This window comes from Pseudoalteromonas peptidolytica, from assembly GCF_012641745.1.
In the GTDB taxonomy this organism is placed as follows: domain Bacteria; phylum Pseudomonadota; class Gammaproteobacteria; order Enterobacterales; family Alteromonadaceae; genus Pseudoalteromonas; species Pseudoalteromonas peptidolytica.
In genome coordinates, this window is sequence record NZ_WEHZ01000007.1 from 49,647 (window position 1) to 73,599 (window position 23,953).

The following is a 23,953-nucleotide window of genomic DNA, read 5'->3' on the forward strand; positions in this document are numbered from 1 at the left end:
AATTCACAAATCCACTATAACACTAAAAATGACAGCGTTGTCACCAATTCTGTAAAAAAATTGCAAAAAATTATAGTTTAGTTTTATTCATATAATGAAAGTCAAATTTTCTCCAAACCTTTGGTACGTTAATCAAAGGTTTGGCTTAAAGATGAACGAGCTGGTTGTTTTTAAATTTTGCCTATGTTTTCAGAGTAGCTAAAAACAAAAGCCATCGCTTGATCTGCTGGCAGCGGTTGAGAAACAATAAACCCTTGGCCAAACTGACAGCCTTTTTGTTTCAATAACTGCCATTGTGTCTGCTGCTCTATGCCCTCAGCAACCACAGTTAAATTGAGTGATTGAGCAAGCTTTAAAATTGCATCTACGAGTGGGTTTTCTTTTTCAGTGAGCTGATCAATAAAGCTTTTATCTATTTTTAGCACGTGAATAGGTAATTGATGTAAATAACCAAGTGCTGAATATCCGGTACCAAAGTCATCTAGATAAAGCTTGACGCCAAGGGAAGCCAGTCCATGGATTATTTTTGTCGCTAGCGCTAAATTAGCGATAAGCCCTGACTCTGTGATCTCCAAACATAGTGAGCCAGAATGCAGCTCATAACGTTGATAAAGCTCTCTGATTGTATCTACAAACTCTAGGCTGGCAAAATGCCGAGAAGAGACATTGACGGTAACTCGTATCGGCGGTTGACCTTGATCTTTCCAGCGCTTTAATTGTGCTGCAGCTAGGGTTAGAAGGTGCAAGTCCAGCTCGATGATTTGCCCGGTTTGCTCTGCTATTTGAATAAAGGTATCAGGAGAAACAAGGCCATTTTTTGGGTGAAACCATCGGACTAATGCCTCGAAACCAACAATCGCTCCGGTGTTGAGTGAAAATATCGGTTGGTAGTACAAAGCAAATTCGTTATTTTTAATGCCATGCTGGAGATCATTTTCTATATCTGCTTGTTGTTTCAGGCGTTTACGCATCGCGTTATTAAAATAACACACTTGTCCTCGTCCTGAGGACTTAGCCTCATACATAGCTGCATCAGCTTGCTGCAATAGGTTGATTGCGCTATCAGAGTCTTTGTCGGTAAAGGCAACACCTATACTTGCTGATGCCTGTAGCACATGACCGTCGATATGTAGGGGCTTGGTAATTGCTTTGGTGATCCTATCAAGGAGGACACTCACTTGCTTTTTATCCGACACATTTTCTAAAAAAATTGCAAATTCATCGCCACCAAGGCGAGCAAATGTATCTGTTTTACGAATACAAGTACCAACTTTTTCCACAATCGCAATTAAGAAGTGATCACCAACATCATGCCCAAGCGAATCATTGATACTTTTAAACCTATCTAAATCTAGATAAATAAGGCAGTGCATGTGAGAAGATGAGCCTCGAGCGAGTCGTAAAATAGCATGTTTTATCCGCTCTAATAGCAGGTATCGATTCGCCAGACTTGTTAAGTCGTCATGTAGCGCGCGGTGTTCAAGTGCTTGCCTTGATAATTGCCGGTCAATTGCCATGCTGACTTGACGGCTTATATAAGTCAAAATAGAAAGGTCGTGGTTGACGAAGGCGTGGTCATTGTCATAACTCTGTAGGACGATTACACCTTGATACTGGCTATTAACAATAAATGGCACACCCAGCCAAGAGCGGGGCGAGCGGCCAATCATCTTAAAATATCCCCGTTTTATGTGCGTGTTAAACTGGAGATGGTCGCATAAAAGTGGTCGCTGATTTTTTAATATAAAATAAGATGCGCTATGTTTTATTTGATCTTTTGACACTCGCTGGTGCGCATTGCATTTTTCTGCACCTTCAACCAAGTAAACGATTTCTAGCACGTCCTCTTGGGTATCGTATAAACCAATAAAAAAGTTTTCCGCACTTAGTTGGGATGCAATGATCATATATAGATCATCATAAAAAGCTTCTAAATTCTCGAAGCGATAAGTGATGTTAGCGATTTTCAACAAAGACTTTTCTAAATTCTGAGCCTGATGTAATTGAGCAATGGTGGATTGTAGATTTTCCAGTGTTCTAAGTTGATGTATTTTTGCACTTAATAAATGCGCGACGGTTGATAAAATCTGTAAGTGTGCAGCAGTAAAATAATCCGCTTCAGGGTGCTCGCAATCAATTACACCAATCAAGTGGTCTTCATATTCCAACGGTACACATAATTCTGACAGAGCAGGGCGAAGATCTGCGATGTACATAGGGTGAGAAGCGACATCTCCAGAAATAAAGGGCGTTCTTGTCATTGCCACTTGGCCGGTAATACCTGAGCCTATTTTTATCCTAGTTTGTGCCACTCGATAGTCGCTATTATTTTCCGACACGCCCATGCTTGCAGCTACTTCAAGGTATTCTTGATAAGGGTCTGCAAGATAAATCACACAATCAACAAAGCCAAGTTTACTAACGACTTGTGTTGTAACGTATTCAAATAATTCATCGAGCTTGGTCAGGTGCAGCAATGACGAGGAAAACTGGTTGATGATGCTAAGCTGCTCTGTTTTTGATTCTAGTTTTTGGTTTTCAGATAGCATACATATTTCTCATAAATGACTATGATTACGTTAACGTAATTTGCACTTATTTACCAATACTGAGGTGTTTGTTTTATTGCGCTACAGGGAGCCATACCTCTGAGTTGAAATAAACTAAGCTTCGTCTTAAAAACTTTACTAACACCAAATCGCGGCCTATGATCGGGCAAATTCAGTAGTGGAAGAGAGCAATGAGCAGCAAACAAACGCTAACAATCACAAGACCGGATGATTGGCATGTTCACCTGCGAGATGGTGACGTATTGGTTGATACCGTAAGAGACATTAGTCGCTACATGGGGCGAGCGATTATTATGCCTAACTTAGTGCCCCCAGCAACATGTACCGACAGTGCTTTGGCATATCGCGAGCGGATCATGGGTGCTAATCCGCAAGGTAATTTTGAACCTTTAATGGTGCTTTATCTTACAGACAATACGACGCCAGAGGAAATCAAAAAAGCAAAGGCAACTGGTCACATTGTTGCGGCTAAATTGTATCCAGCCGGTGCGACGACTAATTCAGATTCGGGTGTCACGGATATTGAAAATGTATATCCTGCACTTGAAGCTATGCAAGAAGTTGGTATGTTGCTGCTAGTGCATGGGGAAGTGACAGACTCTTCAATCGATATTTTCGACCGAGAAAAAGTGTTTCTTGAAACTAAGCTCTCTAAGGTAGTAGACAACTTCCCGTCTTTAAAGATTGTGTTGGAGCATATCACCACAAAAGATGCTGTTGATTTTGTTACCAATGCACCGGACAATGTTGCCGCTACAATTACAGCCCATCATTTACTATATAATCGTAATCACATGCTAGCTGGTGGTATTCGCCCTCACTACTATTGTCTGCCAATCTTAAAACGTAATACTCACCAGCAGGCTTTGATTACAGCTGCAACGAGTGGCAGTAAAAAGTTTTTCCTAGGCACTGACTCCGCGCCTCATGCAAAAGACAAAAAAGAAGCCGCATGTGGTTGTGCTGGTGCATATACGGCGCATGCCGCTATTGAACTTTACGCTGAAGCATTTGAAGAAGCGGGAGCACTTGACAAGCTTGAAGGCTTTGCAAGTCACTTTGGCCCTGACTTTTATAATTTGCCACGAAATCAAGATACGATTACGTTAACAAAATCACCATGGGTGGTGCCTGACTCTTACACACTCGGCACAGGCTCAGTAGTTCCTATTAAAGCAGGTGGGACAATTGACTGGAAAGTAGATTGAGTTTTAAACAAAATGTAATTAAAATTTCTTAAATCACATACAAAAGCGCTATTATGGCGCTTTTTTTTGTTAAAATCTTTAGGTATATAGAATAGAATTTGTTTTTTTAAAATTTTAATATAGTATTCAATATTAATATTAAAACTAGCTTAAATGAGAGAGTGTCAATGCGTGAGATCAAGTCTTTTGTAAAAACTGCAAGTCCGAGTGATTTAGAAAAAGCATTGGAGTATATTCAAAAAGCGCTGGATGAGCAAAAGGAACAACAACAAGCCAAAGCTGAAGTAATGGCAATGTTGAAAGAAAAAGGACTTACGCTTGATGATTTAGTAGGTGAAGGCGCAGCTGATCGTCGCTCAAAAGTAAAACCTAAATACCGTATAATCATTGACGGTGAGGTAACAGAGTGGACGGGTCGCGGTAAAACACCTAAGGTATTCCAAGGTGTTAACTTAGATGATTATCTAATCGAATAAATAGCCGATTATTGGTGTAGTTAGATATTGCACTGATAAAGCCTACATGAAAGGCGTATCTCAATAGATACGCCTTTTTTGGATCAATTAGTTATATTTGAGGCGCTTATTTACGTATTAAGACCTTATCAGAAAGAAGCCGTAACAAATACCTTGGTTCACTTTCGTAAAAGTAATGATTCTGCTGTCATAGTATTACCGACAGGAGCTGGAAAAAGTTTAGTTATTGCAGAATTAGCAAAGCTTGCTAAACATAAAATACTGGTATTAACTCATGTTAAAGAGTTAGTTGAACAAAATGCACAAAAATATAAAAGTTATGGTTTACAGGCGAGTATTTTTTCCGCTGGCTTAAAAGAAAAGTCGTTACAGCATCAAGTCACGTTTGCCAGTGTGCAATCTTTATCGAGAAATGTCTCTCAGCTCGATCAATTCTATTCCCTCGTTATTATTGATGAATGTCATCGAGTAAGCGGCGAGGATAACAGCCAGTATCAGCAAATCCTGCAGCAAGTACGGACACGAAATCCAAACTTAAAAATACTAGGCCTCACTGCAACGCCTTATCGGTTGGGCATGGGGTGGATATACCAAAAACATTATCATGGTTTCGTTAGAGGTGAAGCTGATTCACCATTTAAGCATTGTATTTATGAGTTGCCGCTTAGGTATATGATCAAAAACAACTACCTAACCCCGCCAAATCAAATAGATCCTGCGGTAGAAAACTATGACTTTTCCAGTTTAAGTACAGATTCATTTGGGCGCTATTCAGCATCAGACATGAATACATTATTAAATGCTCAGACTCGTGCGACAAAAAGTATTATTGAGCACTTGATAGATTTGAGTACACAGCGACAAGGGGTGATGATTTTCGCAGCCACCGTCATGCACGCAAAGGAAGTGTTAGGTTACTTACCGGAGCAGTGTAGTGCGCTAATTACCGGTGAAACCAAATCTACAGAGCGTGATCTCTTAATCAAGAAATTTAAAAATAAAGAAATTAAATACCTAGTTAATGTGTCGGTATTGACTACTGGATTTGATGCTCCCCACGTAGACGTTATCGCAATTTTACGCCCGACAGAATCAGTAAGCCTGTATCAGCAAATTGTAGGCAGAGGACTTAGGCTGGATGACAATAAAGTAGATTGTCTGGTTCTAGATTATGCGGGAAATGATTTCGACTTATTTTCGCCAGAGGTTGGCAGCAAAAAGCCGAATAATGACAATGAACCGGTACAGGTACTTTGCCCAGGCTGTGGCTTTGCAAACATATTTTGGGGGAAAGTGGATGAGCAGGGCAAAGTGATAGAGCATTTTGGGCGACGCTGCCAGGGGCTGTTGGAGGATATTGATGGGGATTCACAACAATGTGACTTTCGCTTCAAATTCAAAGAATGTGACGCATGTGGTGCTGAAAACGATATTGCGGCAAGGCAATGTCATCAGTGTGGCGGGGTAATGGCTGACCCAGATGATAAGCTCCGTGCTGCCCTAAATTTAAAACATGCGATGGTGTTAAGGTGTAGCGGCTTAAGTGGGGAAGTGTTTAGCGAAAATAAGTTAAAAGTTACTTACTTTGATGAAGATGGTGCCAGCTGTAGTGAGGTGTATGATTTTTCTAATCAAAAAAGTGTATTTGTGTTCCACCAGCTTTTTGCAAAACGAAGAAAGTCAACACCTGTGCCTGCAAAGTGGCTATCTGCTGCACAGGTAACGACGACAGATCTCATCGCGCCAGATTTTGTTATCGCCAAATTACATAAAAAGTTTGGTTGGCAGGTTTCCGAAAAGTTATTTGATTACCAAGGAAGTTTTAGAAAAGCAGATAAAAGTTAGTCGTCTAGGTATCAGCACACCTATTAAATGTTGTTAAAACCTAAAGGTGTGCTTGGTTACTCAGGCTATATCGATGTAGGTACCTTGGCGGTAGCAGGGTGCGGTATCGTAGTTATCGACAAGATATTTACTTAAGATAATTGGGATAACAGCCTGCTATTCGTCAGCCATCAACCCCCAACCGTCGCCATAGCCTTCATGCTCATTTGCGATGCTCTCTAGGTACTGCTCTGTTTGGCTAAGCAGTTCATGTAGCGGCACCATGGTTACTGTTGTGACCACTTCCCACACACCGGTATCTGGGCATTTTTGTAGTTGGGTTTTAGGCGCTAGTTCATCTTTTTCAATAGTGTCGATGAAGCGTTTTGCATCATCTGCTTTTTCGAAGAGAATATAAAAGTCAATATTCTGCATCTGCGTTAAGTCAACGCCAGCAGCGGCAATCTCGGCAAGAAGCTCGCCATTATCATCATTTGGGAATTGCATAATTTTACTCTGCAGGTTCAATTATCGCTATTGTCCGTCATCTGTAACAAAATAAAAAGCATGATTGTAAATAAATGTGTGATAGCAACGATGGCAATATTACAAAATAAACCCGATGTTCAGGTTAAGGGCGGCAAAATAACACTTTATTTTAAAAGTCGTTTTACAGTCTCCAATTTCACAAGCACAATGACACTACCAGTGTTGTTGAGTCGCTATATTTAGGTCGTATTATTTTAATGAAGCCGTTTCTTCTTTGTCTGAAAATTGTATTGTTAACATGTTGCTTCTCTGCTTTTGCGGTAGAAACCGAGTCTCGTCCAGAAGCAGAACATATCACTAGTATTGTGGTTAACCTAGATAACAGCACGGTAAAAGATAATGTATTAGGTTTTTTGAAAGGGTATGAAGGTAAAACAAAAACACCGCGAGTCCTCAAGTCCATGCGAGTGGATATACGCCGTTCGTTAAATGCCTTGGGTTACTATCATTTTGAGATACAGTTTAGTGAAGATAGCCAAGCCGTTGCTGTTACTATAAAGCTCGAAGCGCCATTAAAATGGAAAACGGTGAATATTGATCTCATCGGTGAAGGCAAAGCAAACGCTGAGTTGTTAGCTTTGATAGAAGATGTGCCTGTACGTATCGGTAAACAGGTGGATCATAGCGATTACCAAGCAACGAAAAGTCGTTTAGAAAGTGAACTGCTGGAGCTAGGATATTTTGACTATCAATGGCAAGAATCTAAGCTGATCATACATCAAGGCAATCGATACGCTGGAGTTCGACTTTTATTGGACACAGGAATACGCTATCAGTTTGGTGGTTTGACGATTGAACGAAGCACCAAAGCTGCTGATTATATCCGTTCTTTGAGTCCTTTTTCCAAAGGGCAGCCGTTTGAGGCAGGTTTACTATCTGATTTTAATCTAGCATTAAATGAAACCCCCTATTTTAGCGCTATCAAGGTATACCCATTATTAAAAGCGCGTGCCCGTGGGCAAATTCCAGTGAGTGTTCACGTTAAAGACAAGCCTGCAAATAGCTTTGAGTTAGGCGCAGGATATAGCGATGATGTTGGCGCCAAAACACGTTTTAAATGGGTTAAACCGTGGATCACAAAGTCGGGTCACTCTTTTGAATCAAACCTTAGGATCTCTCAGAAGCAACAGGATATTACAGCTAGCTACACTATTCCCGTGGAAAACCCAAACGATGATTTATGGCGGGTGTTAGGAGGGTATCAATTACAAGATGATGTTACTGAGGGTATTGATAGCCGGATCTGGAATGTACAGGTACAGCGGCAGTGGCTAACCGATGATGATTGGATAAGAACAGCATTTATCAAGCGTGAACATGAATCTACAGAGCAAAAAAATGAAACGCAAAAAACCGAAATGCTGATACCAGGAGTCAGCTATTTAAAAAAGGAGAGTAAAGGTGGCGCGCTGCCGTATTGGGGTAATAAAAGGTTAATTTCCATAGAGGGAGCTGCTGACTCCTTATTGTCCTCGACGAATATGTTAAAAGTGCGTTGGAACAATGAGTGGCTAAGAAGTGTGGAGGCTAGACATTTGTTCTTTGGCCGTATCGATCTAGGTGCCATTGTGACTAAAGATATCGATAAAATACCCTTCACTCACCGCTTCTTGGCAGGCGGCGATCAGAGTATCCGTGGCTTTGCCTACGAGTCAGTCGGTCCACGAGATGACGAGGGGCGGATCTTAGGCGGTAAGTACCTGGCAACAGGCACTTTGGAATACAATTACCAATTTCACCCAAGTTGGAGAGCGGCGTTATTCATTGATGCAGGGACTGCAACGAATGACTTCTCCGATGCTTGGGAAGTCGGTGCTGGTTTTGGTTTTCGTTACCTAACACCAGTAGGCCCAATCCGCCTAGACCATGCGTGGGGGCTTACCAAAGAAAGTAAAAGTACTCGTCTTAGTATTGTCATAGGGCCTGAAATTTAATGCAGTTTAGACGCTTCAAAATCAAACTTATCACCGCCTCAATCAGTGTGTTTATACTGCTAGTTTGTTTATGTTTTACTTTACCCGGGCAACAGCTATTAGTTTGGGTCGCGAATAAATCAGTTGCAGGCCTTGAGATAAAGGGGATAGACAAGCGTTTGTTGTCGGGTGCAAATCTGAACTTACGTTACCAGAATGAAAACATAGATGTTCGTCTCAAAGACGCCAAGATAGCTCTGGCGTGGTGGAGCTGCGCTAGTGTGTGTCTGTCTGTAGATGCTAAGACGATAGCAGTAGAACAAAAATCTATCAGTAAAAGTGATACGCAACCTTCCCAAAGCAGCATGCTTGATTTGCCATTTTCATTTGCCATTCAGCAGGCTCAAATTCAGCAGCTCTCACTTAAGACACCTGAGCTTAATGTACAGGTACATAATTTTGATACGCAGCTATCAGGAGCAGGCTCACATATTGATGTCAGTGCTTTATCTATTGACTCGGTGCTGATAAACACCAAAGTGGCTAAGCCGCCAGCTTCTGCTCAAGTATCAACACCATTACGTGAAATAGCGCCACTGCAATTGCCAGAAGTAGCGTTACCGTTTACAGCGATGCTAGGTGAATTGACACTCAACAGGCTCTCCATTGATGAACAGACAATCACTAATATAAAAGTCTCTGGAGTCGAGCTGGCTGAGACCGTGAAAGTGCAACATGCGCAGCTCAACTATCAGCAATGGTTTTTATCGACAGCGGCAGACATCGCCTTAGATAACTGGACGATGACATTAGATGCCACGATGAGCGCGCCGCAAGGACTAATAACTGCCAGCCTAGTAGGTCAACCGCATAACTTAACACTCTCACTGAACACCAAAGGTGCGGTGTTTTCATCAATGCAAGCGCATGCAAACTTAACGCAAAAAAATTGGCCGTTTACGTTGCAAGGAAAAGTTGAAAAGTGGCTTACCCCTGCAAAGCCAGTGGCGCTGAAAAGTGCCACCCTTAGTCTACAAGGAGACATTACAAACTATAAAATGTCTACATCGTTGGCTGTTAATGCGCAGTCTATTGGTGATATTAGCGCTACACTTGATGGTTACGGAGGGATAGACACATTTATCTTGGCTAAAGGCGCGCTTTTACTCAACAAAGCTCAGGCCGAGGTGTCAGGAGAGATAAATTGGCAGACAGGGCTGAAAGCCAGCGCAAAAGGAGAGTTTACTCAGCTACCTATAGATAAGTTGCTAAGCTTGCTACCATCGAATGTTGAGATGGTCGAAGATGATGTGTTAAATGGCCAGTTTGCTCTGGGCTTTTCCAGCCACGCAGAGCAGTGGCAGGTTAATATCGAGCGCTTTAAAACAGAAGGGCAGCTTGCTGGATTGCCAATACAGGCAGAAGTTAAGTTTACTGTTGACCAAAGCCTGCTCGGCGAGCTGAGTCATGCACATTTAACTTATGGCAAAAATAAGCTCATCTTAAGTGGTGAGCTTGGGCAGCAGCTAGATTTACATCTTGATCTACAGCTGGAGCAAACAGCAAACGCGCTGTTTCCTGCGGATATTATAGGTGACGGTGAAGTTTTTATTCGGGGTGATCATACAAAGCCGAGCATTCAGACTGAACTGTATTTTGATTTGTTACGTTATCAGGATAAAACATTACACGGTTTGGCCGCAAACGGGAAAGTTGATATAGCCAATGTGCTGTCTGGTCAAATGAAATTGGCTTTAGATCGCCTGCATATCGACACTGAAGTGTTTGAAGGTATTCACCTTACGGTGAAAGGAGATCAAAAGCAGCATAATATCGCATTGGATGTTCGTGATAAGCGCGTCGTTGCCAGTCTAAAAGTCAGTGGTAAGACCCAGCAGTCAGCTTGGTATGGAGAATTATCGTCAGGTGAAATCACCGCTTCGGGTCAAACGATAACACTCCAAGACCCAGCTGTAATTGTGCTAAGTGGATCTGCTCAGCGTGTTGCATCACAGTGCTGGAAAATGGCGGATAGCATGCTGTGTTTCGCCGCCGAGCAGCAAAGTGGACAAGGAAAAGCAGAGTTTAAACTTGATAAATTAGCGCTGGCTACATTACAAGCTTGGTTACCAAATGAATTGGCGTTAAATGGGCAAACCCATGCTACAGCAAAACTTGCATGGAAAGGTGGTCAGATAATACGTGCAAATGGTGACCTAAATATCGTTGATGTAGAGCTTGCTACACATGGTCAAAGAGTTTCAATTTCTGAGTTTAAAGCACAGCTGAAAACCGATAACAAACAACTCAATGCCGATTGGCGTATGATGTCTGAGACACTAGGTAAATTCAGTGGTACGACGCGTCTACCGCTAAATAAGCAGACTCCAACGCTGGCCGGAAAGATTAAAGTCGAGTCTATCGTGCTGGCCAAGTTGTCTACTTTATTAAATCGAGTAACAGATCAAAGCTTTGATCTTCAGGGCACGGTGTCTGGAGATATAGATATTGCAGGCACACTATTGGCACCTGGGGTTAGTGGTAAGCTGAGTGCTCAACATTTATCTATGTCATCTGACTCTTTGCCGATAGAAATCGACGAAGGCAGTATAAATCTCGATTTTAATACAACGTCTGCACAGCTAAAGGCCGAGCTTAATGCTACCAAAGGCGGTAAATTAGTACTCACAGGTGACGCTGATTGGTCATCGGAATTATCCGCTAAAGTGAGTATGCAGGGGGATGAATTATATTTACAGCCGAGTTCGCGAATAGAGTTAACGGCAAATCCTGATTTAACGCTGTCTTATAAAGACAAAGTAGCACGTGTCTTTGGAGAGATTTTAGTGCCATTTGGTCGAGTGAATATCGAGTCATTGCCTGCGGGCGTAACCTCACCAAGCGACGATGAAATTATTGTCGATGCTAAGGTAAAAAAGCAAATGTCAGTGCCTGTCCAGCATGAAATAGATTTAGAGCTAATAGTTGGTGATAACTTTAGGGTTAATGCTCTGGGCTTAGATAGCTTTGTTACTGGTGCTATCAAAGTTGATAAACAAATAACAACGCCGATGTTAGCAACTGGGGAGCTGCAACTCAGAGAAGGAAAGTACCGAGCGTTTGGCCAAGATTTACTTATCCGTACAGGGCAAATTGGCTTTAATGGTGCGTTAGATAAGCCCTATTTAAATATTCGTGCGATCCGAAATCCAGTGACTACAGCGAATGATGTAACCGCTGGAGTAGAGTTAACCGGTAGTATTACTTCACCGCGTTTAGTTGTGTTTTCAGAGCCCACCATGGATCAAGCTAAAGCATTATCATATTTACTAAACGGCCAACCGCTAGGAAAGTCAGAGACTTCAAATAATGCGCTCCTCACTCAATTTTTACTCTCACAAGGAATTGATCGAAGCGAAAGCTTTTTTAGCAAGGCTGGTGAATCACTCGGCTTTTCCGACGTTAACTTATCAGCTAAAGGCAGTGGTGATGATACACAAGTTGAAGTGTCAGGCTATCTTACCCCCAATATACAAATAAGTTATCGAGTGGGTGTGTTTGAATCAATTAATGAAATTGCATTGCGCTATCGGGTTTTTTCTAAGTTTTATGTGGAAGCAACCAGTGGGTTATATAACAGCATAGATTTTCTATATAAGTTCGATTGGGATCAACAATGAAGTGGTTGATACTGACATTTAGCTTATTGTGGTTACCAGCGGTTGCTCAAGAAGCTAGGGTGATACGGATCAGTATTGGCGCAGATCCTTATATTGTCGAATTATTGACCTTAGCTTTATCTTATGAACAAACGCTGAGCAAAATAGTGTCGGTGCGCAATGTGGTGTCGCAAGCGCGAGCTATCAGGTTACTTGGGAAAAAGTCTGGGGTAGATGTTAGTTGGCTGGTGACTAACTCTCAACGTGAAAAAGCGGCAAGAGCCATTCGTATTCCGTTAGTCAAAGGTTTATTAGGTTATCGGATCCCGCTAGTACATCGAGATAATCGCCACGCACTCAGTGCTATACGTTACATTGGTGATTTACGAAGCTTTACGTTTGGTCTTCGTAGTGATTGGCCGGATCATGAAATTTTTGAGCAAAATGGGCTTCATGTTATGTCGTTTTCGCAAGAGCAAAGTGGCTATGAAATGTTAGCTAAAAAAAGATTTGATATTTTACCCAGCGATTTTGTGAGTATTGAAAGCGCACTCAGTGATCCGCGCTTACACGCAGATCACTATGTCGCATTTTATTACCCTTCTGCGGTGTACTTTTTTGTATCCCATGATGATCAGCTGTTATATGAACAGCTTAAAAAAGGGCTAAAACGAGCGCTACAAGATGGTAAGTTTGAAGCGCTGTTTTTAAAACACTTTTCTAGCCGAGTCAAAGCACTAGATCTCGAAAATAAAACAATTATAGAATTGAGTAATCCAACTTTGCCACCAAGCGCGCCGCTAGAAATACCGCATTACTGGCACACACAAGGAAAATAATAATGAAAAAGGCCTTAATTCTCACCGCATGTATTACTGCTTCATCCATCGTGGCGGCAACGCCATATACAAAGTCACCATCAGAAGTTGTTGCGGGAGCAAAAAAGTCGGATTGGCAGGAGTTAGACCCTCAAAATATCTTAAAAATCAAATTACAAACGGGGCCTGTGTACATTTCACTAAATTCTGAACTTGCACCTAACCATGTAGCAAATATCAAGGCATTAGCGCGAGAAGGGTTTTATACCAATTTAAATATGTATCGGTTTGTCGAAAATTTTGTTGCACAGGGGGGAGATATGTCAGATAAAAAAATTCCCCAAAAAGGAAAAAAGACGATCGCTGCGGAGTTTTACCATAGCACCGACTCAGGGTTACCGATTACCTCTGTGCAGGCTGTAGATGGTTACGCTCCTCGTACAGGCTTTCGAAATGGATTTGCGGTGGCACAAAATCAATCTGGTACAAAAACGTGGATGACCCACTGTGTTGGTGCTTTTGCAATGGCAAGAAGCAATGATGTAAACAGTGGCGGTACTGAGTTTTATATCACCCTCACACCGCAGCGCTATCTTGACAAAAATACCACCGTATTTGGTCAGTTGTTATCTGGGATGGAACATGTACAGCAGCTAAAGCGCCAGCCAGTGGCGGGACAAGCTTATAATGTGATCGAAGGTGTCTCAGTACTTGCGGATGTAAAAAATGCACCAACGTTCAAGCGACTAAGAACGGACACCGAGGTATTTGCAGAGTTAATATCAGCGCGTAAAAATAGAGCTGGTGAGTGGTTTGTCGATACTCCAAATCATACTGATGTATGTTCGGTGCCCGTCCCTGTAGAAATGCAAGAGGCGGCAAATTAAGATCACCTATAGCTTGGGATAAAGCGTCGCTATTTGCTGTTTTTTTATCTTAATCGGTGCCCATTACGCAGTTTGCACCTATCGCAAACTGCGTAATGGAGTTGGTATTATTGCCTGTTAGTTCGCACGGCATAAGGCGTCTTATTTTGCTCGTTTGAGCGGTATGGATTGATGTCCAATCCGCCACGGCGAGTATAGCGCGCATATACCGAGAGTTTCTCAGGATTAAATGTGCGCCACAGCTCGCAGTAAATACGCTCTACGCATTGCTCATGAAACTCGTTATGATCACGAAACGAAATCAGATACTTAAGTAACGCGGCCTTATCAATTTGCTTGCCCTGATAACTAATGACGATACTCGCCCAATCAGGTTGTGAAGTGATTAAGCAATTTGATTTGAGCAAGTGACTGTGAAGCGTCTCTTGCACTACTTTATCAGACGCTAATTTAAGTAAATTATGGTCTGGTGTGTAGGTGTCAACTTCTATATCAAGAGAGTCAATACACTCACCAGGTAATGATGAGAATGGAATACAATCAAAATCACCAGCGCCAAAAAGTGTGACGTTAACCTCGCTGTTTGAAGCTGCGGATAAATCCTCTGCCAGTGTTTGACGCACCACTTCCATCGAATCAAATCGGCTTTGATTAAAGCTATTTAAGTAAAGTTTGAATGACTTTGACTCAATAATATGAGAACTCTGGCAAGGAAAAACAAAGGTGGCAACGGCGACTTGTGGTTTGCCCTTAGTATTTAACCAAGATAACTCATAACCTGTCCACGTATCTTCACCTTTAAATGGTAGCTCAGTTTCGTCTACGTGAATTTGGTCACGATTAAGCTTTCGTGCAATTGGATGAAGTAAACTCGGGGTATAAATACTGGCATATTCTGTGGTTTTACCAAGCACAGAAGATTGCAGCTCTGGTGAATTGTTGTAGTCTGTCATGTTAACTCAAATCTCGTTACAATATTCATATTATAGCGAATGTTCACTTGAGGATTAATACCCCCTTGACGGTATTACCTAAGAATGTGGACAGAAAATAAAGAGAGCTTTACTTATGACTCAGCCTGTGAATATGGCATGCCTTCATCAAGCCCATGCGGATTATTATCAACGCACAGTTAAAGCATTACCCAGTACAGAATATGACGAAGCCTGGCCAAGCCCGTGCGAGCAAGGTGAGCCTAATAAACTCAATGAGATTAATTGGCAAGCTGTCGAGCGTAATCCTAAGGGGACTTTTGACGAGTTAGCAAATGCACTTGAAACACAATTTCCTGACGGTTTGAATACACTATATGGGGATTTTTTTTCAGGTAATATAACAGCCTTCATAGATGGTAAAAAAATTGAGTTACTTCAGGCGTGGAATGCGGATGACTTTGATAGACTTCAGCAAAATATCACAGGGCACATCTTAATGAAACGCAGACTCAAGCAGCCAGATACAGTATTTATTGGATTAACCGAAGCTGATGATTTATTGGTGTCAGTGGATGTGTCGACGGGGCAAGTTGGGCTGGAATTTGTTGGGAAAAAACAACATCATGTGCTGGCAGACTCAATCGCAGAGTTTGTAGATTGCTTGATTGCGAACTATCCCGAGTAAATTAACGAGCTAGGAGCCTAGGCTCCTTATGCCATATATGGTACTACTGAAAGTCCCACGAGATGTTGGAAACTAATTGACACGTCTCACAGCGAAAATCAAACAGCCCAAACCAAGGAGACTCCAATAACCACTCACCATTACAACTTGGGCACTTTCGTGCTTTTTCAGTCGCAAGGCTTTCTCCACCTACTCGATAAAGATAGTAGTAAACTGGCTTTTGAGTGAGGTAGCGAATACGCTTACTTAAATCCATTCCTCTTCTGTATAGGTCACTGTCGGTACTAGATATTTCCTCAAGCGCAGCAAACTCACAGCGTGTAGCACCATTTATCTGGATCTGATCACAGGCTTGCCAATCCTCTTTCCATTTTATCAGCGCCTTGTAGTCGCCATTGGCTATGGCTGGGATTTTATAGAGCGGTACAGGTAAGAAATCATCGCCACAATATAACGGACTGCAGGTATGAACATAAGTCGTATAGAGGATGTAGCTAGACGGTGTTTGGCAAGCGTCGGCACTATTGGCGTGGATGTCTTGACCAATTACCTTTACCTTAGGTGCAAGTAAGCCTGATTTTTGGAGCTCATCAATGGCAAATTTCACGAAAGGACTATGATTGAGCGGGTGTAGTGAGTCTTCCTCAGGACACATAACTCGAGTGATGAAATATCCCTCTTTGAGTACTGTTGGGAACTCATCACCGATAATTTGACCATTGAAGCGCAGCGCATTTACAACACGGTTGATTGCTTGTTCGGCGGCATCTAAGGTAGTTTCCTCGTAGCAATCAAAGATGAGATCAATGACAAACACTATGACTTCTCCAATAATTCGATAAGCTTATCTAGTTTTGCTTCTATGCGGTCTAATTGGCTCTGAGAAGCTTGGGCTGTGGGCTTGTCAATTGCTTGAGAGTCTTCTATACAAGTGGGATCTTGTTTATAAGCCGCAATACCCGCAATGATATCGGGCATTGCAACACTTTGAGTTAGTTTACTCTTGGTCAACGCAACGGTTGGCGTGATTCCACTGTCTACTAACTTCTTAATGGCGTTGGCAACAACTGGGTGCATAAATCTTCCTGAGTCCAGAAACAAGAAAGAGATCATATCACCATGTGATGCTGGGCGCTATTTGCCGGGCACCCAAGTTAATAACAAGAGGTTACCTTAACATAGCGTCAAGCTCATCAATCACTTCACTCCAGTCCGCATCTTCCCGCAACGACTCTTCAATAAAATGCCGTTGGCCTTCATTCCAAAATGGTGCCTGACTCAGTAACATCTCGTCAGGAAGGCGATGCTGCTTAACAAAACCATCGATTGATTTAGGATCATTATCTAGCCCTAATTGGGCAAATAATGTGCTCATTGTGTGGCGGCTTGTATCCATATCGTACTCCCTCATTTAATTGAGTTTTACTTACTTTGGCTTATTAAACTTACTACTGTTGGTATAACCTTTGTGAAAGTACAAGTTGTCATTCCAAGTTTTGGTTAACTATAGTAAAGGTGGTTGCCAACCCTTTAGCAAGTCATCATGGGTAAAAAGTCATGGTGTGAATATCGCAACTAATAACAATTTGCTTAATTTAAGTGGCCTCCTTTAAGGCGGTCAATCTTGTCTATAGGCCCGCGACAATATTTTGCGCACAGCAATATTTTTGTGGCGATTTCGACAAGGTTAAAACTCGCTATTTAGCTGTTTTAAAAAGTAATTCTTAGTGAAGGTTACTCCTTCGAATTGATCAACTAGTAAGCCAAGAGAGTACAATATAACCGCTTATGGCTGAATAAAGCATGACTTGTGTCAAATCAATCATAGCGTAAACGCTGTTGAAGTCGGCTTCAGCTGGTCAACTGTGTCAATAATCAATAATAAGGTTCGGCTATGTCAGTACAAACTAAAATGGATAATTTAGCAGTAAAGTTCTTAAGCCCAGAAGATATAAATGTAGCAGCAAGCGTATTGTACCAAGCGTATCATGATGACCCTTTACTAAAGCATGTGTTGCAAGCAAAGCACGAAGCTAGCTTTGAGAAAAAGCTCAGAGCGCTAATACGAGAGGAACTATCCGCATTTGGTCACACCGGCCAACCTTTAGTAGGGTTATATAACCAAGCTAGGCTGATGGCGGTGGCCTGTGTTATCGCCGATAGTAATGAATTAGAAGCGAGTCGGCAATGGCATTGGCGACTTAGGCTGATGATGAGTGCTGGGTACTTACAGACGCAACAGCTTATTGAAAAGGAAAGAGTAATTAGAGAGGAGTTGCAAGCTCATGAGCCGTATCACTTCTTATCTTTTATTGCTGTTGACCCGCATGTTCAAGGGTTGGGGTATGGACATTACTTACTAACAGCCTTAGATGACTTGCTATCGCAGCATGATAAGACCACGGGTATGGCTGTATTTATCACGCAGCAAGACCACTTAGCGTTATTCACAGCACATGACTACCACATTATAAAAAACTTTGTATTTAGTAGTGTTGAGAGGACGCTGCTGTTTAAGAAAAAGTAACTTTTGCATTTGGATTACACCTTTCCTTTCTGGTTATTGTGCGCCTTATTACCTTCATTGAATGTGTTTGCAATGGTTTAGCTGTTGTAAACACATTTCTGATATCAAGAAACAACTACGAACTTGCGTCAAGCTTCTTAAGTGTAAATAACAACGTCATGCCTTAAGTTTCAGTGAAATAGCAACAACGGAAATTGTTGTGTGAGATATCTCCTACGGTAATGTGGGTAAAGGCGTTTTGTCATACCGAGTTTGGTGTGTTTTTAAACTCTATCTTTTTGTTTATAAATGAAATTGTGTTTTTTGCTTTAAAATTACAGCAAAAAGATTGTCTGAGCCTATCTGCCAAAAAATTAAGAACCCCGTAAACTTAACAATGTAAGGAAACACAAGAGCAGGAGCTCAGCGTCAAAGGATAAGGAATATGACGACAACAGAAGGAAGTAGTACATAAGGCAAGGAAGGATGGAACTCTAGGAAGAGAGTATGAAGCGGAGCTTCATTAGGGATAAGGAGTCATAAGGAATGACAAGGAGCGCGGGAAGCGAAGTGGAACAAGGAAGATAAATAAGGATGAGCAAGGCTTTAGGATGAGGGAGCGTGGTCAGGATGACTACGAAGTGGATAAGTAACATAGGATGTTATAAATGGAGCACATAAGGATAGTGTGAAGTGGAGCCAAGCTGGCGTAGGAGCGCAGGACGCGAAGTGGAGGCCAAGGTGGCTAAAAGGAAACAGCACTGGAAGTGCGAATGGACGATACAAGGATGAGGCAAGGGTAAGTCGGAGTACATACCCGTTCAGGGGATGAAAAATTGGCGGATTGCTTTTTAGTGGTAAAGCAGAGGAATTGGATACCTCTTGGGATAAACGTCAGGATTGAGGCGCGGCAAACAGGCTGGCGCCTTGGTTTTTTTTATTTTTGTAAAAACTCCCTATCGATACGTCAACAATCGTAAATGCAAAATTAGCTGGTGACCCTATACGCTGGCAACTCTTTTCGTACCAACCTTTCATTTTCTAAGTAAAGCTTACCTTGATAGGCTGACTCACCGTCAGAGCTAAATTCGAACATAAACTGGCTCTTTATACCTAGTTTGCCGTTTTTCAACACACCAATTCTACGTTTTGTACAAGCTACACTTAATAATTGCACTTGCAAGCTCTCAGCTTGATGCTGGGCGTGTCTAGTTGCGGCTTCTGCGATTTGACGACTATACCAAAATAGCGCGATAACAGATGATACGATGATAAAAAGCCAGAGTGTTGTCATTTAAGAAAATAGCCTTCCAATTGCACGTGACAAAGTATTACTACGATTCTCTGCCCTCATTATTCCTAAAACATGTGGGCGCAACATTGGGATTGCAACTAAATCTGCGAAAATACTGTTGAAAAGACCATCAATTTGATTGTGCTCAGCGGCTTTCTCCAAATAACTATGTAGTCTATTTTGATCGGTGAGTGTTTCCCAAGTACGACCTGCAATAGTGAGCAAGCAGTCTGCATCGGTGGCCAGTTCAGAAGCTAAAATCGTATCTACTGCCTTTGCGATTAAACCAAGTGCATGACTGCCCGACATCGCGCGTAAATTAGTGACTACGGCATCCTTATTTTGTTCTTGGCAGGCGTGAGCTAAAACGGCTAAAAAGTCTTCGGTTTGTGTTGTTGAGACAGTAACGTGTTCAAGCATGGCGGCTAATGGGGTCTTAACTTCTACAGGCAAAATAGGCCATGCCTGTTGCAGGTTGCTTGAGTTTTGGCCATGGTCTAGGCGTAGAGCGAAGTCTGCAATACCTTGTAGCGCTATCTCTTGCCAACGATCGAACCCAAGCTTGCCAGAAAAGTAGAGTTCGGCGTGCTCGTAATATTGAGAGGCTGGGCGATTAAGATCACGCTTTAATAGTGCATTGAACGCAGCGAGTTTGTTCGCGTTAGGGGTAAAAACATAGGGGTTGTTGTCCAGTTTCCCTTGTGCGGCCTCTCCGGTTAATTGAGTGCCCAAGGCTTCGATCACCATTGAAGCAAAATGATCTCTGCTGGCGATGATCAACTTACTTTGTTCATCCAGTGGAAACTTTAAGAACCAAACATAGGGGTCAACAGTTGCTTGATTATCCCAAAACTGAATCGCCATGATAGCGTGGCCAGCTAAAGGGTATGGGTAAGGGGCTTGAGTATTTTCAATTTGCGCAAATTGCTTTTTGTCGATTTTTGTGATGCGACGGCCTATGTCGTATACACGCCACTGTGTACCGGCGTTAGTTAATAGTTCACCTAAAGTAGAGATTTGCGCTGTCATGAATACTCTGTTGTTACTGATACTGAAATTAGCGGCAATTATAGCGGTTTTTATTGGTACTGATAAGTCTCATAAAAAGGGCAGAGGCGAGAATTGGCTGGCTGAGTGATCACGCATATAGTTATAATGTCTAAAATTTAAAATGAGAAAGTACCGATGAACTCGGAAGTATTAATTCAGTTAGACGAACTAGAAGCGTGTTTGAAAGCGGCTGGTCTTTGGCAAGATTCACCGATTTCAGCAGAAGCCTTGTCCTCTGTTGAACCATTTTGCTGCGATACCATGGCATTCGAGCAGTGGTTGCAGTTTGTATTTTTGAACAAAATACGGGATATGGTGGCAAAAGGCGAGGCACTCCCGACCAACATGGCTATTGCACCAATGGCTGAAATGGTATTAAGTGACCACCTATATTTTAATGCTGTGCATCAGTGCTTGAAAAATTTAGATAGTACATTTGCAAAGGAGTGCTAATGCTTGAAATTTTGTATCAAGATGAACACTATGTTGCCATCAATAAACCATCTGGGTTACTCGTTCATCGCTCTTTTTTAGACAAACGTGAAACGCAATTTGCAATGCAGATGCTACGTGATCAGCTCGATCAACATGTCTTTCCTGTTCATCGTTTAGATAGACCTACATCTGGTGTACTGCTGTTTGCACTGAGTTCAGAGGCTGCACGAGCGATGAATGAAGTCTTTATTGCAGGTAAAATTAAAAAGCGTTATTTGGCCTTAACACGTGGCTTTGCACCTGACTCTAAGCTTGTTGATAAGCCGTTAAAAGAAGAGTTAGATAAGATAGCGGACAAATTTGCCGATCAGAATAAAGCACCGCAAGAAGCCCAAACACAGGTCAACTGTTTGGCGCAAGCTACATTGCCAATAGCTTTTGGTAAATATCCGAGTATTCGTTACTCTTTGGTTGAGTGTTTTCCACATACCGGGCGTAAACATCAGATCAGGCGTCATCTAAATCACTTAACACATCCCATTATTGGTGATGTGAACCACGGTGATAACAAGCATAATCATTTTTTCGTTGAACACTTTGGCTTACGTCGTTTGATGTTATTTGCAACACGGCTGGAATTTGTTCATCCTTACACCAACGTTGAGATTTCAATTACCGCCGATCTCGGAGAAGATACGCTCGCTGTATTTTCTCGCCTAGGGTGGTCAGACAATGAGAAGGATTATAAATAATGGCAAAAATTTCTATTTTTGTGGGTAGTATGTATGGTAATGCTGAAAACTTGGCAAACGATAGCGCTGAGCTCTTGAACCAAGCTGGACATGAAGCACATGTGGTTGAGCCTGCAACCTTAGCGGATCTAAAACAAGCCGAGAATATTTTGTTTATATCGTCGACAACCGGCGCAGGTGATATTCCGGATAATTTATTACCTCTGTTTTTGCAGATGCAAAGTGAGTTTCCGATGCTCACTGGTAAGCAAGTTGCAGTGATTGCGTTAGGGGATAGGAGTTACGGTGATACCTATTGTGGCGCAGGAAAGCAGATTGACGCCTTGGTCGAGGAATTAAATGCCACTCGGGTGCAAGCACGTTTGGATATCGATGCTTGTGAGCATTTTGAGCCATGGGAACCAGCTAAGCCTTGGCTACAGTCACTAGCCGACAAACTATAAGAAAATAGAGCCCGTAGGCTCTATTTCTATCTTTGCTTATAAACGGGTATTATACCAATTAGACTTAATACTTGCTCAATTTGAGGGAGTAAATCTGACGCTAACAGCGTTAAAAACTTCTTATTTAGAACAACTAAATCGCAAAATTTTTGCCTAGTTATCGACAAGATTTTCTCGCCTCAAAATAGACCACTTAATTAAGATAATTGGTATTACACTCGTTTAGTTTGTACGGTTAGTTTTAGTTTTTGACCCGGCTGAAGGTACTTTTGCCCAGCTAAATTATTCCATTTTACAATATCATTGACGTTTACATTAAACTTAGTAGCAATACGGGCAAGCGAGTCACCCTTTCGCACTTTGTAGGTAATTGTACGCTGCGTATCAACGAGTGCTGTTTGGCGAGGTGCTTTTTCACTTTTAAACACTGTGAGCTTTTGACCCAAGCGTAGTACCGCATTAGTTTTTAACTTATTCCAGCTGGCCAGCTGCTTCACAGTGACATCGTACTCGCGACTAATATCCCACAAGGTATCGCCAGGTTTCACAGTATGACTTAGCTTTTGCTTCGTCACTTTATTAGCTGCTAGGCGTACTTCAGGTGGTAAATGTTCGCTTTGTAATTCACCGTCACTCAGTGGCACAAGGAGCTTTTGGCCAACACGTATCATGTTTCCGTTTACATTATTGAGTGAGCGGATAGCGCCAATGCTGGTATTGAACTTAGTTGCGACGACCGACAGGCTATCGCCTTTTTGCACCGTATAATATTGCCAGCGTAATCTATCTTTAACTTCGGTTTTTGCTAGCTTATCTTTAAAGGCATCGACTTTTTCCATCGGTAATAGCAACTGGTGCGGACCATCAGGATCGGTTGCCCAGCGATTAAAGCCTGGGTTTAAGCGATAAAGTTCGGTTAAAGATATGTCTGCCATTTCTGCCGCCAGAGCTAAATCGATTTGGGAGCCTACCTCAACGGTATCTACAACTTGTGCATTAATAATCGGCTGCCAAGTCACTTTGAATTCATCTGAGCGCTTCAGCAGGTCTGACAAAGCGAGTAACTTTGGTACGTATGCGGTGGTTTCTCTTGGTAAATCAAGAGACCAGAAATCAGTAGGAAGGTGCTTTTTTCGATTTTTTCTGATGGCTCTTAGCAATCTGCCTTCACCTGAGTTATAGGCTGCAATGGCATTGAGCCAGTCACCTTCTAATGTTTTATGTAGATAGGTGAGGTAATCAAGCGCTGCTTGTGTTGAGGCAACAATATCGCGGCGACCGTCATACCACCAGTTTTGCTTTAAGTTGAAGCGCTCACCTGTTTGGGGCATAAACTGCCAAATACCAGAAGCGGTTCTATGAGAATATCCAAAAGGGTCAAAAGCGCTTTCTACTATTGGGAGCAAAGCAATTTCTACTGGCATGTTGCGCTTTTCGACTTCTTCTACAATGTAGTAAAGGTATGGCTCTGCGCGTTTAGCTATACGGTCTAAGTAAGCTTGGTGGCGTTGATAATAGTTACGTTCAGCAACTACTGGGCGGTTTTGTGGTACTTCGATAGAGAGCTGATAGCGGATCCGCTCCCATACATCGTCAAATACAGGGGCAACTTCTTCGTCCTCATCTTGCCATGAGGTGCTCAGTGTCTGAGAGATATCATAAGGGCTCGCATGGTCTAAATTAGCCTGCTTAACTTGCTCTGTTGCAGTCTCTAAGGGAGTTTCTTGGGTGATTTCACAACCACTTAAAATTGTTGCAGATGCAACAACGAGGGCGAGCTTTTTCATAAATGCGTTCTTTCGTTTGGAGGTTCGGACAAAAACTCGGCAATACTACCGAGTTTGTATCTGCATTTAAAGCTTCTTTGCTATTTTCTTTATAGCTGTCTAAATATGACGCAAGCAGCACTTCGTAGTGAGCGCGAGAAATAAATGGTTTTCCAGTGGAGA

The 23,953-nt window shown here is 42.1% G+C and carries 21 protein-coding genes; 12 read left to right on the top strand and 9 right to left on the bottom strand.

Going from position 1 to position 23,953, the window contains the following annotated elements; translation table 11 throughout:
* Nucleotides 1-170: 170 nt before the first annotated feature.
* Complete coding sequence (locus F9Y84_RS06280; RefSeq protein ID WP_147389660.1) at nt 171-2,549, bottom strand: EAL domain-containing protein; 2,379 nt, start codon at nt 2,547-2,549, stop codon at nt 171-173.
* A 191-nt stretch (nt 2,550-2,740) separates the two neighbouring features.
* Between F9Y84_RS06280 and pyrC the strand changes: the two genes are divergently transcribed.
* The 3 genes from pyrC (at nt 2,741) to radD (ending at nt 6,099) form a co-directional block, all read left to right on the top strand.
* A complete protein-coding gene (pyrC, locus tag F9Y84_RS06285; RefSeq protein WP_147389662.1) occupies nt 2,741-3,778 on the top strand; it encodes a dihydroorotase in 1,038 nt (345 codons plus the stop codon).
* A 167-nt stretch (nt 3,779-3,945) separates the two neighbouring features.
* Complete coding sequence (locus tag F9Y84_RS06290; RefSeq protein WP_125252343.1) at nt 3,946-4,254, top strand: H-NS histone family protein; 309 nt, start codon at nt 3,946-3,948, stop codon at nt 4,252-4,254.
* 78 nt (nt 4,255-4,332) lie between these two features.
* Complete coding sequence (gene radD, locus F9Y84_RS06295) at nt 4,333-6,099, top strand: DNA repair helicase RadD (protein ID WP_211091562.1); 1,767 nt, start codon at nt 4,333-4,335, stop codon at nt 6,097-6,099.
* Between the two features lie 156 nt (nt 6,100-6,255).
* Here the strand turns inward: radD and F9Y84_RS06300 are convergent, their stop codons facing one another.
* Nucleotides 6,256-6,585 (bottom strand): ribonuclease E inhibitor RraB, encoded by a 330-nt coding sequence (locus F9Y84_RS06300; protein ID WP_125252342.1) that lies wholly within the window; start codon nt 6,583-6,585, stop codon nt 6,256-6,258.
* Between the two features lie 239 nt (nt 6,586-6,824).
* Here F9Y84_RS06300 and F9Y84_RS06305 point away from each other — a divergent pair, with 239 nt between their 5' ends.
* Genes F9Y84_RS06305 through F9Y84_RS06320 form a run of 4 tightly spaced genes read left to right on the top strand, consistent with a single transcriptional unit; the run spans nt 6,825 to nt 13,904 of the window.
* Nucleotides 6,825-8,561, top strand: a complete 1,737-nt coding sequence (locus F9Y84_RS06305; protein WP_147389664.1) for an autotransporter assembly complex protein TamA — start codon at nt 6,825-6,827, stop codon at nt 8,559-8,561.
* Nucleotides 8,561-12,220: an autotransporter assembly complex protein TamB gene (gene tamB / locus F9Y84_RS06310; RefSeq protein ID WP_147389666.1), complete on the top strand. Its 3,660-nt coding sequence runs from the start codon at nt 8,561-8,563 to the stop codon at nt 12,218-12,220. The genes F9Y84_RS06305 and tamB overlap by 1 nt, the downstream gene beginning before the upstream one ends.
* Nucleotides 12,217-13,038 (top strand): type 2 periplasmic-binding domain-containing protein, encoded by an 822-nt coding sequence (locus tag F9Y84_RS06315; RefSeq protein ID WP_147389668.1) that lies wholly within the window; start codon nt 12,217-12,219, stop codon nt 13,036-13,038. The genes tamB and F9Y84_RS06315 overlap by 4 nt, the downstream gene beginning before the upstream one ends.
* Before the next feature lie 2 nt (nt 13,039-13,040).
* Nucleotides 13,041-13,904 carry a peptidylprolyl isomerase gene (locus tag F9Y84_RS06320; RefSeq protein WP_147389670.1) on the top strand — a complete coding sequence of 288 codons (864 nt, stop codon included), beginning with the start codon at nt 13,041-13,043 and terminating at the stop codon, nt 13,902-13,904.
* A gap of 107 nt (nt 13,905-14,011) precedes the next feature.
* Here F9Y84_RS06320 and queF read toward each other — a convergent pair whose 3' ends face one another.
* Nucleotides 14,012-14,857, bottom strand: coding sequence for an NADPH-dependent 7-cyano-7-deazaguanine reductase QueF (gene queF / locus F9Y84_RS06325; protein WP_147389672.1), 846 nt, complete (start codon nt 14,855-14,857; stop codon nt 14,012-14,014).
* A gap of 115 nt (nt 14,858-14,972) precedes the next feature.
* Here queF and syd point away from each other — a divergent pair, with 115 nt between their 5' ends.
* On the top strand, nt 14,973-15,524 hold the full coding sequence (gene syd / locus F9Y84_RS06330; protein ID WP_147389674.1) for a SecY-interacting protein: 552 nt from the start codon (nt 14,973-14,975) through the stop codon (nt 15,522-15,524).
* A 43-nt stretch (nt 15,525-15,567) separates the two neighbouring features.
* Here the strand turns inward: syd and F9Y84_RS06335 are convergent, their stop codons facing one another.
* From F9Y84_RS06335 to F9Y84_RS06345, 3 genes are all read right to left on the bottom strand, one after another.
* Nucleotides 15,568-16,341, bottom strand: a complete 774-nt coding sequence (locus tag F9Y84_RS06335) for a Zn-ribbon-containing protein (protein ID WP_125252335.1) — start codon at nt 16,339-16,341, stop codon at nt 15,568-15,570.
* The gene (locus tag F9Y84_RS06340) at nt 16,341-16,601 is read right to left on the bottom strand and encodes a hypothetical protein (protein WP_147389676.1); all 261 of its coding nucleotides are present in this window, start codon (nt 16,599-16,601) and stop codon (nt 16,341-16,343) included. Before F9Y84_RS06340 ends, F9Y84_RS06335 begins: the two co-directional genes overlap by 1 nt.
* 91 nt (nt 16,602-16,692) lie before the next feature.
* The gene (locus tag F9Y84_RS06345; protein ID WP_125252333.1) at nt 16,693-16,920 is read right to left on the bottom strand and encodes a DUF2789 domain-containing protein; all 228 of its coding nucleotides are present in this window, start codon (nt 16,918-16,920) and stop codon (nt 16,693-16,695) included.
* Between the two features lie 498 nt (nt 16,921-17,418).
* On the opposite strand from F9Y84_RS06345, the gene F9Y84_RS06350 reads away from it, so the two are divergent.
* Nucleotides 17,419-18,051, top strand: a complete 633-nt coding sequence (locus F9Y84_RS06350) for a GNAT family N-acetyltransferase (RefSeq protein WP_147389678.1) — start codon at nt 17,419-17,421, stop codon at nt 18,049-18,051.
* Nucleotides 18,052-19,018: 967 nt separating this feature from the next.
* On the opposite strand, the gene F9Y84_RS06355 is transcribed toward F9Y84_RS06350, so the two are convergent.
* Nucleotides 19,019-19,324, bottom strand: a complete 306-nt coding sequence (locus F9Y84_RS06355) for a DUF3301 domain-containing protein (protein ID WP_125252331.1) — start codon at nt 19,322-19,324, stop codon at nt 19,019-19,021.
* Nucleotides 19,325-20,353 (bottom strand): DUF3549 family protein, encoded by a 1,029-nt coding sequence (locus tag F9Y84_RS06360; RefSeq protein WP_147389680.1) that lies wholly within the window; start codon nt 20,351-20,353, stop codon nt 19,325-19,327.
* Nucleotides 20,354-20,509: 156 nt separating this feature from the next.
* On the opposite strand from F9Y84_RS06360, the gene F9Y84_RS06365 reads away from it, so the two are divergent.
* Genes F9Y84_RS06365 through F9Y84_RS06375 form a run of 3 tightly spaced genes read left to right on the top strand, consistent with a single transcriptional unit; the run spans nt 20,510 to nt 22,004 of the window.
* Nucleotides 20,510-20,827 carry a YqcC family protein gene (locus F9Y84_RS06365; RefSeq protein ID WP_128732556.1) on the top strand — a complete coding sequence of 106 codons (318 nt, stop codon included), beginning with the start codon at nt 20,510-20,512 and terminating at the stop codon, nt 20,825-20,827.
* On the top strand, nt 20,827-21,561 hold the full coding sequence (gene truC / locus F9Y84_RS06370; protein WP_147389683.1) for a tRNA pseudouridine(65) synthase TruC: 735 nt from the start codon (nt 20,827-20,829) through the stop codon (nt 21,559-21,561). Before F9Y84_RS06365 ends, truC begins: the two co-directional genes overlap by 1 nt.
* The gene (locus F9Y84_RS06375; protein WP_125252328.1) at nt 21,561-22,004 is read left to right on the top strand and encodes a flavodoxin; all 444 of its coding nucleotides are present in this window, start codon (nt 21,561-21,563) and stop codon (nt 22,002-22,004) included. Before truC ends, F9Y84_RS06375 begins: the two co-directional genes overlap by 1 nt.
* Nucleotides 22,005-22,216: 212 nt before the next feature.
* Here the strand turns inward: F9Y84_RS06375 and F9Y84_RS06380 are convergent, their stop codons facing one another.
* Entirely contained in the window at nt 22,217-23,791 is a 1,575-nt protein-coding gene (locus tag F9Y84_RS06380; RefSeq protein ID WP_147391316.1) for a lytic transglycosylase, read from the bottom strand.
* Between the last annotated feature and the right edge of the window lie 162 nt (nt 23,792-23,953).

Coding starts and splice junctions, on each gene's coding strand:
- F9Y84_RS06355 (WP_125252331.1), bottom strand. CDS start 19,324: ATGACAACACTCTGGCTTTTTATCATCGTATCATCTGTTATCGCGCTA.
- F9Y84_RS06290 (WP_125252343.1), top strand. CDS start 3,946: ATGCGTGAGATCAAGTCTTTTGTAAAAACTGCAAGTCCGAGTGATTTA.
- tamB (WP_147389666.1), top strand. CDS start 8,561: ATGCAGTTTAGACGCTTCAAAATCAAACTTATCACCGCCTCAATCAGT.
- F9Y84_RS06380 (WP_147391316.1), bottom strand. CDS start 23,791: ATGAAAAAGCTCGCCCTCGTTGTTGCATCTGCAACAATTTTAAGTGGT.
- F9Y84_RS06365 (WP_128732556.1), top strand. CDS start 20,510: ATGAACTCGGAAGTATTAATTCAGTTAGACGAACTAGAAGCGTGTTTG.
- truC (WP_147389683.1), top strand. CDS start 20,827: ATGCTTGAAATTTTGTATCAAGATGAACACTATGTTGCCATCAATAAA.
- F9Y84_RS06305 (WP_147389664.1), top strand. CDS start 6,825: ATGAAGCCGTTTCTTCTTTGTCTGAAAATTGTATTGTTAACATGTTGC.
- F9Y84_RS06320 (WP_147389670.1), top strand. CDS start 13,041: ATGAAAAAGGCCTTAATTCTCACCGCATGTATTACTGCTTCATCCATC.
- queF (WP_147389672.1), bottom strand. CDS start 14,857: ATGACAGACTACAACAATTCACCAGAGCTGCAATCTTCTGTGCTTGGT.
- pyrC (WP_147389662.1), top strand. CDS start 2,741: ATGAGCAGCAAACAAACGCTAACAATCACAAGACCGGATGATTGGCAT.
- F9Y84_RS06375 (WP_125252328.1), top strand. CDS start 21,561: ATGGCAAAAATTTCTATTTTTGTGGGTAGTATGTATGGTAATGCTGAA.
- F9Y84_RS06360 (WP_147389680.1), bottom strand. CDS start 20,353: ATGACAGCGCAAATCTCTACTTTAGGTGAACTATTAACTAACGCCGGT.
- F9Y84_RS06315 (WP_147389668.1), top strand. CDS start 12,217: ATGAAGTGGTTGATACTGACATTTAGCTTATTGTGGTTACCAGCGGTT.
- F9Y84_RS06340 (WP_147389676.1), bottom strand. CDS start 16,601: ATGCACCCAGTTGTTGCCAACGCCATTAAGAAGTTAGTAGACAGTGGA.
- F9Y84_RS06345 (WP_125252333.1), bottom strand. CDS start 16,920: ATGGATACAAGCCGCCACACAATGAGCACATTATTTGCCCAATTAGGG.
- F9Y84_RS06280 (WP_147389660.1), bottom strand. CDS start 2,549: ATGCTATCTGAAAACCAAAAACTAGAATCAAAAACAGAGCAGCTTAGC.
- syd (WP_147389674.1), top strand. CDS start 14,973: ATGACTCAGCCTGTGAATATGGCATGCCTTCATCAAGCCCATGCGGAT.
- F9Y84_RS06350 (WP_147389678.1), top strand. CDS start 17,419: ATGTCAGTACAAACTAAAATGGATAATTTAGCAGTAAAGTTCTTAAGC.
- F9Y84_RS06300 (WP_125252342.1), bottom strand. CDS start 6,585: ATGCAATTCCCAAATGATGATAATGGCGAGCTTCTTGCCGAGATTGCC.